The sequence below is a fragment of the Streptomyces sp. NPDC000878 genome, assembly GCF_053599695.1.
Genome location: NZ_JBSFMT010000018.1, coordinates 1 through 17,379, shown reverse-complemented (window position 1 = coordinate 17,379; position 17,379 = coordinate 1). Strand labels below are relative to the sequence as shown.

General features: G+C 69.9%; 15 protein-coding genes. All 15 read left to right on the top strand.

Annotation, left to right across the window (positions count from 1 at the left end; all coding sequences use genetic code 11):
* Window positions 1–108 precede the first annotated feature (108 nt).
* The 15 genes from ACWDR4_RS18280 (at window position 109) to ACWDR4_RS18210 (ending at window position 17,230) form a co-directional block, all read left to right on the top strand.
* Window positions 109–684, top strand: a complete 576-nt coding sequence (locus tag ACWDR4_RS18280) for a septum formation initiator family protein (RefSeq protein ID WP_450409628.1) — start codon at window positions 109–111, stop codon at window positions 682–684.
* 5 nt (window positions 685–689) lie between these two features.
* Window positions 690–2,642 carry a peptidoglycan D,D-transpeptidase FtsI family protein gene (locus ACWDR4_RS18275; protein WP_450409626.1) on the top strand — a complete coding sequence of 651 codons (1,953 nt, stop codon included), beginning with the start codon at window positions 690–692 and terminating at the stop codon, window positions 2,640–2,642.
* 177 nt (window positions 2,643–2,819) lie between these two features.
* Window positions 2,820–4,355, top strand: a complete 1,536-nt coding sequence (locus tag ACWDR4_RS18270; protein ID WP_450409625.1) for a UDP-N-acetylmuramoyl-L-alanyl-D-glutamate--2,6-diaminopimelate ligase — start codon at window positions 2,820–2,822, stop codon at window positions 4,353–4,355.
* A gap of 4 nt (window positions 4,356–4,359) precedes the next feature.
* Window positions 4,360–5,790 carry a UDP-N-acetylmuramoyl-tripeptide--D-alanyl-D-alanine ligase gene (locus ACWDR4_RS18265; protein ID WP_450409624.1) on the top strand — a complete coding sequence of 477 codons (1,431 nt, stop codon included), beginning with the start codon at window positions 4,360–4,362 and terminating at the stop codon, window positions 5,788–5,790.
* On the top strand, window positions 5,787–6,860 hold the full coding sequence (gene mraY / locus ACWDR4_RS18260) for a phospho-N-acetylmuramoyl-pentapeptide-transferase (RefSeq protein WP_450409622.1): 1,074 nt from the start codon (window positions 5,787–5,789) through the stop codon (window positions 6,858–6,860). Before ACWDR4_RS18265 ends, mraY begins: the two co-directional genes overlap by 4 nt.
* Entirely contained in the window at window positions 6,857–8,284 is a 1,428-nt protein-coding gene (gene murD / locus ACWDR4_RS18255) for a UDP-N-acetylmuramoyl-L-alanine--D-glutamate ligase (protein ID WP_450409621.1), read from the top strand. Before mraY ends, murD begins: the two co-directional genes overlap by 4 nt.
* A 256-nt stretch (window positions 8,285–8,540) precedes the next feature.
* Window positions 8,541–9,911 (top strand): putative lipid II flippase FtsW, encoded by a 1,371-nt coding sequence (gene ftsW / locus ACWDR4_RS18250; protein ID WP_450409619.1) that lies wholly within the window; start codon window positions 8,541–8,543, stop codon window positions 9,909–9,911.
* Window positions 9,912–9,917: 6 nt separating this feature from the next.
* Window positions 9,918–11,009, top strand: a complete 1,092-nt coding sequence (gene murG, locus ACWDR4_RS18245; protein ID WP_450409617.1) for an undecaprenyldiphospho-muramoylpentapeptide beta-N-acetylglucosaminyltransferase — start codon at window positions 9,918–9,920, stop codon at window positions 11,007–11,009.
* A 30-nt stretch (window positions 11,010–11,039) separates the two neighbouring features.
* On the top strand, window positions 11,040–11,855 hold the full coding sequence (locus ACWDR4_RS18240) for a cell division protein FtsQ/DivIB (RefSeq protein ID WP_450409616.1): 816 nt from the start codon (window positions 11,040–11,042) through the stop codon (window positions 11,853–11,855).
* A 276-nt stretch (window positions 11,856–12,131) separates the two neighbouring features.
* Window positions 12,132–13,322: a cell division protein FtsZ gene (gene ftsZ, locus ACWDR4_RS18235; protein WP_450409614.1), complete on the top strand. Its 1,191-nt coding sequence runs from the start codon at window positions 12,132–12,134 to the stop codon at window positions 13,320–13,322.
* Window positions 13,319–14,056, top strand: a complete 738-nt coding sequence (gene pgeF / locus ACWDR4_RS18230) for a peptidoglycan editing factor PgeF (RefSeq protein ID WP_450409613.1) — start codon at window positions 13,319–13,321, stop codon at window positions 14,054–14,056. Before ftsZ ends, pgeF begins: the two co-directional genes overlap by 4 nt.
* A gap of 6 nt (window positions 14,057–14,062) precedes the next feature.
* The gene (locus ACWDR4_RS18225) at window positions 14,063–14,782 is read left to right on the top strand and encodes a YggS family pyridoxal phosphate-dependent enzyme (RefSeq protein ID WP_450409612.1); all 720 of its coding nucleotides are present in this window, start codon (window positions 14,063–14,065) and stop codon (window positions 14,780–14,782) included.
* A 129-nt stretch (window positions 14,783–14,911) separates the two neighbouring features.
* Window positions 14,912–15,571: a cell division protein SepF gene (locus ACWDR4_RS18220; RefSeq protein WP_450409610.1), complete on the top strand. Its 660-nt coding sequence runs from the start codon at window positions 14,912–14,914 to the stop codon at window positions 15,569–15,571.
* Window positions 15,572–15,621: 50 nt separating this feature from the next.
* Entirely contained in the window at window positions 15,622–15,912 is a 291-nt protein-coding gene (locus tag ACWDR4_RS18215; protein ID WP_450409609.1) for a YggT family protein, read from the top strand.
* A gap of 52 nt (window positions 15,913–15,964) precedes the next feature.
* On the top strand, window positions 15,965–17,230 hold the full coding sequence (locus ACWDR4_RS18210; protein WP_450409608.1) for a DivIVA domain-containing protein: 1,266 nt from the start codon (window positions 15,965–15,967) through the stop codon (window positions 17,228–17,230).
* The last annotated feature ends 149 nt before the right edge of the window (window positions 17,231–17,379 follow it).

Below are 17,379 nucleotides of genomic sequence, written 5' to 3'. Positions count from 1 at the left end.
CGGAGGGGACGACGGGTGACTGCATCGTCCAGGGGGACGATCCCCGGACCCCCAGCAGAGAAGCAGGCCGGCCGCGATGACCGGCGTGGACATCGCGGGGAGGGTCGAGTGAGCAGGAATCCCGAACTCAAGGGCCGGGCCGCCCGGCTCGCCCGGCTCTTTCCCACAGGGCCGGGGCAGGCCGCCCGTACCCCCTTCGTCCTGCTCGTCGTCTTTCTGCTGGGCGGCGGGCTCATCGGGCTCCTTGTGCTGAACTCCGCGCTCAGCGAAGGCGGGTTCCGTCTCGACGACCTCCAGAAGGACACCAAGAGCCTCACCGACGAGGAACAGGCCCTCCAGCGGGACGTGGACGCCTACGCGGCGCCCGACGCCCTCCAGCGCCGGGCCAGGGAACTCGGCATGGTGCCCGGCGGCGACCCGGCCTTCCTGAACCCCGACGGCACGGTCAAAGGCGTCCCGGGGCCGGCGGAGCAGGCGGCGCTGCGGATCCCCGAGGTGGTCCCGCCCGAGGCGATCGTGCCCGAGCCGGTGCCCACCTCTACGCCGACGCCCACGCCCACGCCGACCGCCACTCCGACCTCTGGGCCGACGCCTACGCCCTCGCCGACCCTCTCCGCGTCGGCGTCCCCCGCGCAGGTCCCCGTAGCCACCCCCACCCTCCCCTCCACGACCCCCGGCAGGTGACGGAAGTGTCCGACAGGGAACCCCCGCGCCGCCGCGTGCCCGCCCCGGCCAGGTCCGCCCGCCCCGGCGCCGACCGGCGTCCGGGCCCCGGCGCCCGCCCCGCCCGCCGCCCCGCGGCCCCCCGCCCGGGCGGGCCCAAGGTCATCCGGCTCGGCAGCCCCCGGCCCCGGCTGCGCATGGTCAGCCTCGCGCTGGCCCTGGTGCTGACCGCCTTCGTCGTACGGCTGCTCCAGGTGCAGGCCGTCGACGCGAGCGTGTACGCCGCCAAGGCCGAGCAGAACCGGTACGTCGGCCGCACCCTGGCCGCCGAGCGCGGCGAGATCACCGACCGCAACGGCGTCGAACTGGCGACCAGCGTGGACGCGTACGACATCACCGCCGACCCGACGATGTTCACGCCGAAGACCACGAAACTGGCCGACGCCCCCGAGCAGGCCGCCGCTCTTCTCGCGCCGATCCTCGGGCAGGACGCGGACGCCGTCGCCAAGAAGCTCAAGACGCCGAACACGCGCTACACGCTGCTCGCGCACCGCCAGACCCCCCAGGTGTGGACGCAGATCAAGGACCTGAAGTCGACCCTGGCCGCCAAGTCCGGAACCGACCCGGACACCGTGAACGTCCTCGCCGGTGTGCTGGCCGTGCCCGCGAGCAAGCGCGTCTATCCGAACGGCGGGCTCGCCGCCGGACTGCTGGGCTGGGTCAGCGCCGACGGCAAGGGCGGCGGCGGCCTCGAACAGCAGCTGAACGGCGAACTGGCCGGGCAGGACGGCAAGATCCGGTACGCGCAGTCAGGGGGACGGCAGGTGCCCACCGCCGATTCCACCGAGACGCCCGCGGTGCCCGGTACCGACGTCGAACTGACCATCGACCGCGACATCCAGTGGGCCGCGCAGAACGCCATCACCGAGCAGGTGAAGGAGTCGAAGGCGGACCGCGGGTACGTGATAGTGCAGGACACCCGGACCGGACAGATCCTGGCCATGGCCAACTCGCCCGGCTTCGACCCCAACGACCTCACCCAGGCGAGCCCGGACGCGCTCGGCAACGCGGCCCTCCAGGACGCCTACGAGCCCGGTTCCACCGCCAAGGTCATGTCGATGGCCGCCGTACTCGAAGAAAACGTCGCCACGCCCGCGACGCATGTCGTCGTGCCCAACCGGCTGCACCGGGGTGACCGGCTCTTCAAGGACGACATCGACCACCCGACCTGGTACCTCACGCTCAACGGCGTGCTCGCCAAGTCCAGCAACATCGGCACCATCCTCGCCACCGGCCAGCTGGGCAAGACACAGGCGCAGTCCAACCAGGTCCTCTACTCCTACCTGCGCAAGTTCGGCCTCGGCAGCTACACCGGGATCGACTTCCCCGGCGAGACCAAGGGCATCCTCGCGCCGCCCGGCGATTGGTCGACCTCGCAGCAGTTCACGATTCCTTTCGGCCAGGGCGTCTCCCTCAACGCGCTCCAGGCGGCCTCCGTCTACTCGACGATCGCCAATGGCGGCGTCCGCGTGGAGCCGAGCCTGATCCGGGGCACCAAGGGCGCCGACGGCCGGTTCACCCCCGCCGCCGAGCCCAAGAAGACCCGGGTCGTCAGTGAGAAGACGGCGAAGACCCTCGCCAGGATGCTGGAGTCCGTCGTGGACGACGAGGAGGGCACCGGCACCAAGGCGCGCATCCCCGGCTACCGCGTGGCGGGCAAGACGGGTACGGCCAACCGCGTGGATCCGGCCACCGGCCGCTACCACGGCTACACCTCGTCGTTCGCCGGGTTCGCGCCCGCCGACAGCCCCCGCATCACTGTCTACTGCGCCATCCAGAACGCCACCAAGGGCAGTTACTTCGGCGGCCAGATCTGTGGCCCCATCTACAAGGAGGTCATGGAGTTCGCCCTGAAGACCCTTCAGGTACCGCCCACCGGGGGCAAGGCCGCGAATCTCCCCGTGACCTTCACACCCTGATCAGCACGGAAACCAGCCAGGAAACCGCTAGTGACCACAGACTCTCCCGACGCGGGGCGCAGCGCCCCGGCGCACGCCCCGGCCGCGCCCTCACTTCGCTCGTCCGGGGGTGCGCCCGGTACGCTCACCGCCGTGCCAAACGCCGATCAGTACCAATCCACCCAGAAGGGCGTTCCTGTGACATATCCAGGACCGCCGAGGCCGGTTCACGTGTCCGCCACACCCCTCGCGGAACTGGCCGGACAGCTGGGTGCCCCACAGCCCCGGACCCCGGAGGACACCGGGGCCACGGGGATCACGGGGATCACCCACGACTCGCGCGCCGTCCGCCCCGGCGATCTGTACGCCGCCCTCCCGGGCGCCCGGCTGCACGGCGCCGACTTCGTCACGCAGGCGGCCGGCCTCGGCGCAGCCGCCGTGCTGACCGACCCGACGGGCGCCGAGCGCGCCGCCGCCACCGGGCTCCCGGTGCTGGTGGTCGACGACCCGCGCGCGCGGATGGGCGAACTGGCGACCACGATCTACGGCCGTCCGGGGCGCGACCTGCTCCAGATCGGCATCACCGGCACCTCCGGCAAGACCACCACCGCCTACCTCGTCGAGGGCGGTCTGAAGACGGACCGGGCCACCGGACTGATCGGCACGGTCGAGACGCGCATCGGCGACGAGCGCATCAAGTCCGAGCGCACCACGCCCGAAGCCACCGACCTCCAGGCTCTGTTCGCGGTGATGCGCGAGCGCGGGGTCGAGGCGGTCGCCATGGAGGTCTCCAGCCACGCGCTGGTCCTCGGCCGGGTCGACGGCTGCGTCTTCGACATCGCCGTGTTCAACAACCTCAGCCCGGAACACATGGAGTTCCACTCCGGCATGGAGGACTACTTCCAGGCCAAGGCGGCGCTGTTCACTCCCGGACGCAGCAAACTCGGGGTCGTCAACCTCGACGACGCCTACGGTCGACGGCTCGCCCAGGAGGCCGCCGTACCGGTCGTCACCTTCTCCGCCGAGGGGCACCCGGACGCCGACTGGCGCGCCGACGACGTCCGGATCGGCCCGATGGACTCGACGTTCACGGCGGTCGGCCCCAAGGAGCAGCGGATCCGCGCCCGGTCGCCGCTCGCGGGTACCTTCAACGTCGCCAACACCCTCGCCGCGATCGTCGCCCTCGCCGAGGCCGGGCTCGACCCGCAGGCCGCCGCCGACGGCATCGCCACCGTGCCGGGAGTGCCGGGCCGTCTTGAGCGGGTGGACGTCGGCCAGCCGTATCTCGCGGTCGTCGACTACGCGCACAAGACGGACGCCGTCGAGTCGGTCCTGCGGGCTCTCCGCAAGGTCACCGAGGGCCGACTGCACGTGGTGCTCGGCTGCGGCGGCGACCGGGACAAGACCAAGCGCGAGCCGATGGGCGCCGCCGCGGCCCGGCTCGCCGACACCGCCGTACTCACGTCCGACAACCCCCGCTCCGAGGACCCCCTCGCGATCCTCGCGACGATGCTCCAGGGCGCGGCCTCCGTGCCGGCGCACGAGCGCGGTGAGGTCCAGGTGTTCGAGGACCGAGCCGCGGCCATCGCCGCCGCCGTGGCCCGCGCACGGCCCGGGGACACCGTGCTGGTCGCGGGCAAGGGCCATGAGCAGGGCCAGGACATCGCCGGGGTGGTCCGTCCGTTCGACGACCGCCAGGTGCTTCGAGAAGCCATCCAGAAGACTCAGGGATGAACTTGTGATCGCCCTCTCTCTCGCCGAGATCGCAGAAGTCGTCGGCGGGCAGACGTACGACATACCGGATCCGTCGGTCCAGGTCACCGGACAGGTCGTCAGGGACTCCCGTGAGGTGGAGCCCGGCAGCCTCTTCGTCGCCTTCGCCGGTGAGCACGTCGACGGCCACGACTTCGCGGCCCAGGTCGTCGAGGCGGGCGCGGTCGCCGTACTGGCGTCCCGTCAGGTCGGCGTGCCCGCGATCGTCGTGGACGACGTGCAGCGGGCGCTGGGCGCCCTCGCCCGGCACGTGGTCCGAAAGCTCGGCGCGACCCTCGTGGCCCTCACCGGCTCCGCGGGCAAGACCAGCACCAAGGACCTGATCGCCCAGGTGCTCCAGCACAAGGCGCCGACGGTCTACACGCCCGGCTCCCTCAACAACGAGATCGGGCTGCCGCTGACCGCGCTCAGCGCCACCGAGGAGACCAGGTTCCTGGTCCTGGAGATGGGCGCCCGCGGAATCGGTCACATCCGCTACCTGACCGATCTGACGCCCCCGAAGGTCGGCCTCGTCATCAACGTCGGCACCGCCCACATCGGCGAGTTCGGCGGACGCGAGCAGATCGCACAAGCGAAGGGCGAACTCGTCGAGGCGCTGCCCTCGGCGGCGGACGGCGGCACCGCGATCCTCAACGCCGACGACCCCCTCGTACGGGCCATGGCGGCTCGGACGAAGGCGAAGGTGATCTTCTTCGGAGAGTCCGGCGAAGCGGACGTACGCGCCGAGAACGTACGACTCACGGACAGGGGACAGCCCCGCTTCAGGCTCCACACACCCTCCGGTGCAAGCGACGTGACCATGCGCCTGTACGGTGAGCATCACGTGTCGAACGCGCTCGCCGCCGCCGCCGTCGCCCATGAGCTGGGCATGTCCGCAGACGAGATCGCCACCGCGCTCTCCGAGGCGGGCTCCCTCTCCCGCTGGCGGATGGAGGTCACCGAGCGCCCGGACGGCGTGACGATCGTCAACGACGCCTACAACGCGAACCCCGAGTCCATGAGAGCGGCTTTGCGCGCGCTTGCTGCCATGGGTACAGCCTCACGGGCAAAGGGGGGTCGTACGTGGGCGGTGCTCGGCAAGATGGCCGAGCTCGGGGACGAGGCGCTCGCCGAGCACGACGCGGTCGGACGGCTCGCCGTCCGGCTCAATGTCGGCAAGCTCGTCGCGGTCGGGGGCAGGGAAGCGTCCTGGCTCCAACTGGGCGCATATAACGAGGGTTCGTGGGGTGAGGAGTCGGTGCACGTGTCCGACGCACAGGCGGCTGTCGACCTGTTGCGCAGCGAGCTGCGCCCAGGGGATGTCGTGCTCGTGAAGGCGTCCCGGTCGGTCGGGCTCGAACGGGTGGCGCAGGCGCTGCTCGTCGGCGGCGTCGAGGGTGAGGTCGCCGCCCGATGATGAACCAGATCCTGTTCTCGGGCGTCATCGGGATGTTCCTGACGCTGGTCGGCACCCCGCTGCTGATCAAGCTGCTGGCGCGCAAGGGCTACGGCCAGTACATCCGTGACGACGGCCCGCGCGAGCACCACGCCAAGCGCGGTACGCCGACCATGGGCGGTATCGCCTTCATCCTGGCGACGATCGTCGCGTACTTCCTGTCCAAGGTGATCACCGGCAAGCCGCCGACCTTCTCCGGGCTGCTCGTGCTCGGTCTGATGGGCGGCATGGGCCTGGTCGGCTTCCTGGACGACTACATCAAGATCGTGAAGCGGCGCTCGCTCGGTCTGCGGGCCAAGGCGAAGATGGCCGGTCAGCTGACCGGCGGTATCGCCTTCGCGGTGCTCTCGCTCCAGTTCGCGGACAACCGCGGCAACACGCCGGCCTCGACGAAGCTCTCCTTCGTCCAGGACTTCGGCTGGTCGATCGGCCCGGTGCTGTTCGTCGTCTGGGCGCTCTTCATGATCCTCGCGATGTCGAACGGCGTGAACCTGACGGACGGTCTGGACGGCCTCGCCACCGGCGCCTCCGTCCTGGTCTTCGGCGCCTACACGTTCATCGGCGTCTGGCAGTTCCAGGAGTCCTGCGCCAACGCGCAGACCCTGACCAACCCGTCCGCCTGTTACGAGGTACGAGATCCACTGGACCTCGCCGTCGTCTCCTCGGCGCTGATGGGTGCCTGTCTCGGCTTCCTGTGGTGGAACACGTCACCCGCCAAGATCTTCATGGGCGACACCGGTTCGCTGGCCCTGGGCGGCGCACTTGCCGGTCTCGCGATCTGCTCCCGTACGGAGCTGCTCCTCGCGCTCCTCGGCGGCCTGTTCGTGCTGATCACCATGTCGGTGGTCATCCAGGTCGGCTCGTTCAAGATGACCGGCAAGCGGGTCTTCCGGATGGCGCCACTCCAGCACCACTTCGAGCTCAAGGGCTGGTCCGAAGTGCTCATCGTGGTCCGCTTCTGGATCATCCAGGGCATCTGCGTGATCGTCGGACTGGGCATCTTCTACGCGGGATGGGCGGCCGACAAGTGACATCCGGTCAGGGCAGCGACTGGAACGGCGTGCGTGTCACCGTCGCCGGACTCGGCGTGAGCGGCATCAGCGCCGCCCGCGCCCTGACCACCCTCGGCGCCTCCGTCACCGTCGTGGACGGCGGCGACTCCGAGGCCCACCGGGAACGCGCCGCAGCCCTGGAGGGCATCGAGGTCCGCCTCGGCGACGCGGAGACGCTGCCCGAGGGCACCGGACTCGTCGTCACCTCGCCCGGCTGGAAGCCGAGTTCACCGCTCTTCGCGGCGGCGGCCGAGGCGGGCGTGGACGTCGTCGGTGACGTGGAGATCGCCTGGCGGCTGCGCGGCCCGGACGCCGCTCCCTGGCTGGCGATCACCGGCACCAACGGCAAGACGACCACGACCCAGATGCTCGCCTCGATCCTGCGCGCGGCGGGCCTGCGTACGGCCGCCGTCGGCAACATCGGCACGCCGATCATCGACGTGGTCCTCGGCGAGGAGACGTACGACGTCCTGGCCGTGGAACTCTCCAGCTACCAGCTCCACTGGGCGCCCTCCTTGCGCGCCCACTCCGCCGCCGTCCTGAACCTCGCCCCCGACCACCTCGACTGGCACGGCTCCATGGAGGCGTACGCCGCCGACAAGGGCCGTATCTACGAGGGCAATCGGGTCGCCTGTGTCTACAACGTGGATGCCACCGACAAACCGTCCACCGAGGACCTGGTGCGCGGCGCGGACGTCGAGGAGGGCTGCCGAGCGATCGGGTTCACGCTCGGCGCGCCCGGGCCGTCCCAACTCGGCGTCGTGGACGGCATCCTGGTCGACCGCGCCTTCGTCGAGAACCGGCAGCAGAACGCCCAGGAACTGGCCGAGGTCGCGGACGTCAATCCGCCGGCCCCGCACAACATCGCCAACGCCCTTGCCGCGGCTGCCCTCGCACGGGCCTACGGGGTGCCTGCGGCGGCCGTACGGGACGGACTGCGGGCCTTCACCCCGGACGCCCACCGTATCGCGCACGTGGCCGATGTGGACGGGGTCGCGTACGTCGACGACTCCAAGGCGACCAACACGCACGCGGCCGAGGCCTCCTTGGCGGCGTACGAGTCGATCGTGTGGATCGCGGGCGGGCTCGCCAAGGGCGCGACCTTCGACGAACTGGTCGCCAAGTCGGCAAAGCGACTTCGCGGGGTGGTGCTGATCGGCGCCGACCGTGCGCTGATCGGCGAAGCCCTCGCGCGACACGCGCCGGAAGTACCCGTCGTCGACCTCGACCGGACCGACACTGGGGCGATGCTCGCGGCTGTTCAGGAGGCCCGGCGGCTGGCCGCGGCGGGCGACACGGTGCTGCTGGCTCCGGCCTGTGCCTCCATGGACATGTTCGCCAACTACAACAAGCGCGGTGACGCGTTCGCGCAGGCGGTTCGCGAACTCGGGGCGGGGACCTGACGGTCGGTCTTCGGCCGCGGTGTCTTCGGTCGCTCTTGGAGGGACGCGTGACGGGGATGTGGCTCGGGAATCATCGGCGGTTCGTTTGCTGCGGGCCGGTGGGGGCTGGTCGCGCAGTTCCCCGCGCCCCTTCGAGGGCGCTGCGCGCCACTCTCGGTCGCGTCGCGCCCCGCGGCGGAGCCGCAGATCGGACACAGCCCCGCGCCCCTGAAGGGGGCGCTCCGCGCGCCCTTCATCAGTCGTGCGGGAGGGTCTGATGGCCAGTAGTCGTACCGGTCGGGCGCCCGTTCAGCGGGCCGTTCGGGTTCGGCGGCCTGCCGCCCCCCGCCCGCCCCGCGACAATCCCGTACGCAGCCTCCGCAGGCGGTTGCAGCGGGCCTGGGATCGGCCGTTGACCGCCTACTACGTGATTCTTGGTGGGTCGCTGCTGATCACCGTGCTCGGGCTGGTGATGGTCTACTCGGCCTCTCAGATCACCGCGCTTCAGCTGTCCAAGCCCGGGACGTTCTTCTTCCGCAAACAGTTGCTGGCCGCCACGATCGGCGGTGTGCTGCTGTTCGCCGCCTCCCGGATGCCGGTGAAGCTGCACCGGGCGCTCGCCTATCCGATCCTCGCCGGGTCCGTCTTCATGATGGTCCTCGTACAGGTGCCGGGGATAGGGGTGTCCATCAACGGCAACCAGAACTGGATCTCGCTGGGCGGCTCCTTCCTGATCCAGCCGAGCGAGTTCGGCAAGCTCGCCCTGGTGCTGTGGGGCGCCGACCTGATCGCCCGCAAGGAGGACAAGCGGCTGCTCACGCAGTGGAAGCACATGCTGGTGCCGCTCGTCCCGGTGACGTTCATGCTGCTCGGCCTGATCATGCTCGGCGGCGACATGGGGACGGCGATCATCCTCACCGCCGTCCTGTTCGGGCTGCTGTGGCTGGCCGGGGCGCCCACGCGGCTGTTCGTGGGGGTGCTGTCCGTCGCCGCGTTCATCGGGCTCGTCCTCATCAAGACCAGCCCCAACCGCATGGCCCGCTTCCAGTGCATCGGCGCCACCGAGCCGGGCACCGGGGCCACCTCCTGCTGGCAGGCCGTGCACGGGATCTACGCGCTCGCCTCCGGTGGCCTGTTCGGTTCGGGCCTCGGCGCCAGTGTGGAAAAATGGGGGCAACTCCCCGAAGCGCACACCGACTTCATCTTCGCCGTCACCGGTGAGGAACTGGGCCTGGCGGGGACGCTGTCGGTGCTCGCCCTCTTCGCGGCTCTAGGCTATGCGGGTATCCGCGTGGCCGGACGCACGGAGGACCCCTTCGTGAGGTACGCCGCGGGAGGCGTGACGACGTGGATCACCGCTCAGGCGGTGGTCAACATCGGTGCGGTGCTCGGCCTGCTGCCGATCGCCGGTGTCCCGCTCCCGCTGTTCTCCTACGGGGGTTCCGCCCTGCTTCCGACCATGTTCGCCATCGGACTGCTGATCGCCTTCGCACGTGACGAACCGGGTGCGCGGGCGGCGCTTTCGTTGCGGCAACCCCGCTTTGGTAGAAAGCGGGGGGCTGGGGGTCCGGTGTCCGATCGGAGCCCCCGGAGATGGAACACGATGCGACGGCGTGCCTCGGCGGCGCGTTCGTCCGGAGAGCGGTGAATTTCGGTGCATGTCGTACTCGCCGGTGGGGGGACCGCCGGCCACATCGAGCCCGCGCTCGCCCTCGCGGACGCCCTGCGCAGGGCTGATCCCACCGTGGGGATCACGGCCCTGGGCACGGAACGCGGTCTGGAGACCCGGCTCGTTCCCGAGCGGGGCTATGACCTGGCGCTGATCCCCGCGGTCCCCCTGCCACGCAAGCCCACCCCCGAACTGATCACCGTCCCCGGGCGGCTGCGCGGCACGATCAAGGCCGCCGAGCAGATCCTGGAGCGCACCAAGGCCGACTGCGTCGTCGGCTTCGGCGGCTATGTGGCCCTGCCCGGCTACCTCGCCGCCAAGCGCCTGGGCGTGCCGATCGTCGTCCACGAGGCCAACGCCCGCCCCGGCCTCGCCAACAAGATCGGCTCGCGGTACGCCGCCCAGGTCGCCGTCTCCACCCCGGACAGCAAGCTCCGGGACGCCCGCTACATCGGCATCCCGCTGCGCCGCTCCATCGCCACCCTGGACCGGGCCGCCGTACGCCCCGAGGCGCGCGCCGCGTTCGGGCTCGACCCGAGCCTGCCGACGCTGCTGGTCTCGGGCGGCTCGCAGGGCGCCCGGCACCTCAACGAGGTGATCGAGCGGGTCGCGCCGTACCTCCAGCAGGCCGGCATCCAGGTGCTGCACGCGGTCGGCCCGAAGAACGAACTGCCGCAGGTCCACCAGATGCCGGGAATGCCCCCCTACATCCCGGTACCGTACGTGGACCGGATGGACCTCGCGTACGCCGCGGCCGACATGATGCTGTGCCGCGCGGGCGCGATGACCGTCGCCGAACTCTCCGCCGTCGGACTCCCGGCCGCCTACGTCCCGCTGCCCATCGGCAACGGCGAACAGCGGCTGAACGCCCAGCCGGTGGTCAAGGCCGGCGGTGGACTCCTGGTCGACGACGCGGACCTGACGCCCGAGTGGGTGCAGCGCCAGGTCCTGCCCGTGCTCGCCGACCCGCACCGGCTGTACGAGATGTCCCGCGCGGCAAGCGAGTTCGGCCGCCGGGACGCCGACGACCTGCTCGTCGGCATGGTGTACGAGGCGATCGCCTCACGCCACCGATAGGCGAGACGAGGGAAGGCGGGCCAGGGGCCAGTGGCCGGAGCGACGACTGCCGAACGCGGCGAACGACAGCAGGACACCTCCGGCCCGCCCCGCCTGCCGGGCCTTCTCCGGCGGTTGGGGCCGCGCAGGGTTCGTACGATCGTCATCCTGGCCCTCGCCCTGCTCGTCCTCCTCGGGGGCGTCCTGTGGGTGCTCTACGGGTCCCGGTGGACGCGCGTGGAGCGCGTATCGGTGTCGGGGACCGGGGTTCTGACGCAGGCACAGGTGCGCGAGGCCGCCGACGTGCCGGTCGGGGATCCGCTCGTTTCCGTCGACACCGGTGCCATTGAGTCCCGACTGCTCAGGAAATTGCACCGAATTGACTCGGTTGAGGTCACTCGATCCTGGCCGCACGGAATCGGGCTGAAAGTGGTCGAACGTACCCCTGTCCTGATTGTCAAAAGCTCCGGGAATGGGAGCAAGTATGTCGAAGTGGACGCGAAAGGCGTGCGATTCGCGACGGTTTCACGCGCCCCGGAAGGTGTACCCGCATTGGAATTGACGCTGTCCCGGACCGGTTCGCAGACCGCGAGTCTGCGCCGTTTCGGCAGCGACCGGCTGACGCGGGAGGCGGTGCGGGTGGCGGGCGACCTGCCGAGTACCGTCGCGCGCCTCACCAGGGCCGTCAAGGTCCGTTCGTACGACTCCATCTCGCTGGAGTTGGGCGACGGCCGGACCGTCGCGTGGGGGAGCGGTGAGCAGGGCGATGCGAAGGCGCGGGCCCTCACGGCTCTCATGAAAGCGGCTCCAGGGGCGCGGCACTTCGACGTGAGCGTTCCCACCGCCCCTGCGTCATCAGGGAGTTGACGCACATCCGCGCAGGCCAGCACCCTGGTTGGGCATGGCTATGCCTGATCACATAGGGTGAAAAGAAAAACGGGAGGTTCGGCGTGTTCGTTGAACGTGCGCCACTTGTCGACTTAGTGTCCTGTTCGGAAGAGTCCAAGGAACAGACACACTGGTAACCCTAAACTTCAACGTTAGGGTTCGGGTCGGCGTTCGGACCGTCCCACTTCGGCATGAGTTGTCGGTTCGCGGCACCGCGAGGCGGCGACACGTAACTCGAGGCGAGAGGCCTTCGACGTGGCAGCACCGCAGAACTACCTCGCAGTCATCAAAGTCATCGGTGTCGGCGGCGGTGGTGTCAATGCCATCAACCGGATGATCGAGGTCGGTCTGAAGGGCGTCGAGTTCATCGCCATCAACACCGACGCGCAGGCGCTGTTGATGAGCGACGCCGACGTCAAGCTCGACGTCGGCCGCGAACTCACCCGCGGACTCGGCGCCGGAGCCAACCCGGCCGTCGGCCGCAAGGCGGCAGAGGACCACCGCGAGGAGATCGAGGAGGTCCTCAAGGGGGCCGACATGGTCTTCGTGACGGCCGGCGAGGGTGGCGGCACCGGCACCGGCGGCGCGCCCGTCGTGGCCAACATCGCCCGCTCCCTGGGCGCCCTCACGATCGGCGTGGTCACCCGCCCGTTCACCTTCGAGGGCCGGCGCAGGGCCAACCAGGCCGAGGACGGCATCGCCGAACTCCGCGAAGAGGTCGACACCCTCATCGTCATCCCCAACGACCGCCTGCTGTCCATCTCGGACCGCCAGGTCTCGGTCCTCGACGCCTTCAAGTCGGCGGACCAGGTCCTGCTCTCCGGTGTCCAGGGCATCACCGACCTCATCACCACCCCCGGTCTGATCAACCTCGACTTCGCGGACGTCAAGTCCGTGATGTCCGAGGCGGGTTCGGCCCTCATGGGCATCGGTTCGGCCCGTGGCGACGACCGCGCGGTGGCGGCTGCCGAGATGGCGATCTCCTCGCCGCTCCTCGAAGCCTCCATCGACGGCGCCCGGGGCGTCCTGCTCTCCATCTCCGGCGGCTCCGACCTCGGCCTGTTCGAGATCAACGAGGCCGCCCAACTGGTCAGCGAGGCCGCACACCCGGAGGCCAACATCATCTTCGGCGCCGTCATCGACGACGCCCTCGGTGACGAGGTCCGGGTGACGGTCATCGCGGCCGGCTTCGACGGGGGCCAGCCCCCGGCCAAGCGCGACAACATCCTCGGCTCGGCCGGCGCCAAGCGCGACGAACCCACGCCGGTACGGTCCGCGGAGAGCCGTCCGTCGTTCGGCTCGCTCGGCAGCGTCACGCCGAAGGAGACCCCGGCACCCGCCCCGGAGCCGGTCAACGAACTCCCGGTCTCCCCTCCGGTCCCGCCGTCCCGGTCCTACTCGGACAGCGCGGCCGAGGAGCTGGACGTGCCGGACTTCCTGAAGTGATAGGACAGCGCTCCGGAACGAGCGACGCGAGCGGCGCGCACTTCGCCTTCACCGACCGGTGGGGCGGGGTGAGCGCCGTTCCGTACGAGGGGCTCAATCTCGGCGGAGCGGTCGGCGACGACCCGGCCGCCGTCCGTACGAATCGTGAACTGGCCGCCAAGTCCCTGGGTCTCGACCCGGACCGGGTGGTCTGGATGAACCAGGTGCACGGCAACGACGTCGCCGAGGTCGACGGACCGTGGACCACCCGTCTCACCCCGCCCGTGGACGGCCTGGTGACCGCCACTCGCGGTCTCGCGCTCGCCGTCCTCACCGCCGACTGCGTACCGGTCCTGCTGGCCGACCCGGTGGCCGGGGTGGTCGCCGCGGCCCACGCGGGCCGGCCCGGTATGGTCGCCGGAATCGTCCCCGCCGCCGTGGACGCCATGGAATCGCTCGGCGCCGACCCCGCCCGGATCGTCGCCCGCACCGGCCCCGCCGTCTGCGGACGGTGCTACGAAGTGCCGGAGGAGATGCGCGCCGAGGTCGCCGCCGTCGAACCGGCGGCGTACGCGGAGACCAGCTGGGGCACCCCGGCGGTCGACGTGGCCGCAGGGGTGCACGCGCAGTTGGAGCGGCTCGGGGTGCGCGACCGGGAGCAGTCGCCGGTGTGCACGCGGGAGTCCGCCGACCACTTCTCGTACCGCCGCGACCGCACGACCGGGCGGCTCGCAGGCTATGTCTGGCTGGACTGATAGGACATGACGGAACGCAGGGACGAACTCGCCGCGAATCTGGCGGTGGTCGAGGAACGGATCGCGACGGCCTGCTCCGCGGCGGGCCGCAAGCGCGAGGAGGTGACGCTGATCGTCGTCACCAAGACCTACCCCGCGAGCGATGTGCGGATTCTGTGCGAGCTGGGTGTGCGTCATGTGGCCGAGAACCGGGACCAGGACGCGGCACCCAAGGCCGAGGCGTGCGCGGATCTGCCGCTCACCTGGCATTTCGTGGGCCAGTTGCAGACCAACAAGGTGCGTTCCGTGGTCGGTTACGCCTCAGTCGTGCAGTCCGTCGACCGTGACCGGCTGGTCTCCGGGCTGTCGAAGGAGGCCGTACGGGCGGGGCGCGAGGTGGGCTGTCTGATCCAGGTAGCGCTCGACGCGGAGGAGAGCGGGCGAGGGGAGCGTGGAGGCGTGGGACCGGGCGGGATCGGGGAGTTGGCCGACCTCGTCGCCGGGGCCGAGGGGCTCCGGCTCGACGGTCTGATGACCGTCGCACCACTGACCGGACCGTACGCGGGACGTGAACTGGCGGCGTTCGAGCGGCTGATGGATTTGTCGACTGCTATGCGCCGCACGCATCCGGCTGCGAACATGGTGTCCGCAGGGATGAGTGCGGACCTCGAACAGGCCGTGGCAGCCGGGGCGACACATGTGCGCGTCGGCAGTGCGGTACTCGGAGTCCGTCCCAGGCTCGGGTAACGTCGCCAGGAAGTCGGACCACAGCAGAAAATATGGTCATTACCGCCGATGGGCGGTCATAACGACCTCGTGGATCGCGGGCACTTGGCATTCGTCAGTCGATCCACCACAGAGCGGAGGACTCGGAGCATGGCCGGCGCGATGCGCAAGATGGCGGTCTACCTCGGCCTCGTGGAGGACGATGGGTACGACGGCCGGGGATTCGACCCCGATGACGACTTCGAACCCGAACTGGACCCGGAGCCCGAGCGCGACCTGCGGCGGCGTGAGCCCTCGCACCAGCAGCACGGTTCGCACCAGTCCCACCAGCCTCATCAGTCCCAAAGGGACGAATCGGTACGAGTGGTGCAGCCGTCCGCACCGCGTGATCCGGTGCCGCATTCCGCTTCGTTGGGCGCGGAATCCGGGCGTCCGGCGCGGATCGCGCCCGTGGCGTCCATCACACAAGAACGTCAAAGCATGGAGAAGAACGCACCGGTGATCATGCCCAAGGTCGTGTCGGAACGAGAGCCTTACCGGATCACCACACTCCACCCCCGGACCTACAACGAGGCCCGTACCATCGGGGAACACTTCCGTGAGGGCACGCCGGTGATCATGAATCTCACTGAGATGGATGACACAGATGCGAAGCGACTTGTCGACTTTGCGGCCGGTTTGGTGTTTGGTCTTCACGGCAGCATCGAGCGGGTGACGCAGAAGGTGTTCCTGTTGTCGCCTGCTAACGTCGATGTCACGGCGGAGGACAAGGCCCGCATCGCAGAGGGCGGGTTCTTCAACCAGAGCTGATACGCAAGGCCAGACAGCAGTACCGAACAGGGGAGAGGGAAGCACGGATCATGAGCGTGGTTTTGCAAGTGCTTTATGTCGCGCTGATGTGTTTCCTCATCGTGCTGATCTTCCGGTTGGTCATGGACTACGTCTTCCAGTTCGCCCGCTCCTGGCAACCTGGCAAGGCGATGGTGGTCGTTCTTGAGGCCACTTACACTGTCACTGATCCACCGCTCAAGCTTCTGCGGCGGTTCATCCCGCCGCTGCGTCTCGGGGGCGTGGCACTTGACCTGTCCTTCTTCGTACTGATGATCATCGTCTACATCCTGATCACCGTCGTGACCAATCTCGCGGGGTGAGTGTGGACGATACGGTCTTGCCGACTGCCGATGACTACGTTGAGGTGAAGAGATGCCGTTGACCCCCGAGGATGTGCGGAACAAGCAGTTCACGACCGTCCGCCTCCGAGAAGGCTATGACGAGGACGAGGTCGATGCCTTCCTCGACGAGGTCGAAGCCGAACTGACCCGCCTGCTCCGCGAGAACGAGGATCTGCGCGCCAAGCTGGCCGCTGCCACGCGCGCAGCCGCGCAGAACCAGCAGCAGGGCATGCGCAAGCCTCCGGAACAGGATCAGCAGCAGGGCATGCAGCAACAGGGCATGCCCCAGCAAGGCATGCCTCAGCAGGGAATGCCCCAGCAGGGGATGCGAGGACCGGGCGGCCCGGTGCCCGCCGGCATATCGGGCCCGCCGCAGCAGCAGATGGGCGGCCCCATGGGCGGCCCGCCCCAGCTGCCCAGCGGTGCGCCGCAGTTGCCCCCCGGCCCCGGTGGCCAGGGCGGCCCGCAGGGTCCCGGCCCGATGGGTCAGGGCCCCATGGGTCAGAACCCGATGCAGGGTCAGATGGGTGGCCCCATGGGCCAGGGCCCGATGCAGGGTCAGATGGGCCAGGGCGGCATGCCCGGCCAGATGCAGCAGATGCCCGGTCAGCAGATGCAGGGTCAGATGCAGCAGATGGGCGGCCCGATGGGCGGTCCCATGGGTGGCCCCCCGCAGATGGGCGGCCCCGGTCAGGGTCCCGGTGGCGACAGCGCCGCGCGTGTTCTCTCGCTGGCCCAGCAGACCGCCGACCAGGCGATCGCCGAGGCCCGTTCCGAGGCCAACAAGATCGTCGGCGAGGCCCGCAGCCGCGCCGAGGGCCTGGAGCGTGACGCCCGCGCCAAGGCCGACGCGCTTGAGCGGGACGCGCAGGAGAAGCACCGCGTCGCGATGGGCTCCCTGGAGTCCGCCCGCGCCACGCTGGAGCGCAAGGTCGAGGATCTGCGCGGCTTCGAGCGCGAGTACCGCACCCGTCTGAAGTCCTACCTGGAGTCGCAGCTGCGTCAGCTGGAGACCCAGGCCGACGACTCGCTGGCCCCGCCGCGCACTCCGGCCACGGCCTCCCTGCCGCCGTCCCCGGCGCCCTCGATGGCTCCGGCCGGCGCAGGCGCCCAGTCGTACGGCGGCAACCAGGGCATGGGTGGCCCCGGCCCGGCTGCTCCGTCCTACGGCGGCCAGCAGCAGATGTCCCCGGCCATGACCCAGCCCATGGCTCCGGTCCGGCCGCAGGGCCCGTCCCCGATGGGTCAGGCTCCCTCGCCGATGCGTGGGTTCCTGATCGACGAGGACGACAACTGACGGCCTTTAGTACGCCTTAGGCGTCGGCGGCGTTCAGGGCGGGGCCCCGGATTTTCATCCGGGGCCCCGCCCTTTTGCGTGGCGCACCGCGGTTCGTTTGCTGCGGGCCGGTGGGGGCTGGTCGCGCAGTTCCCCGCGCCCCTTACGGG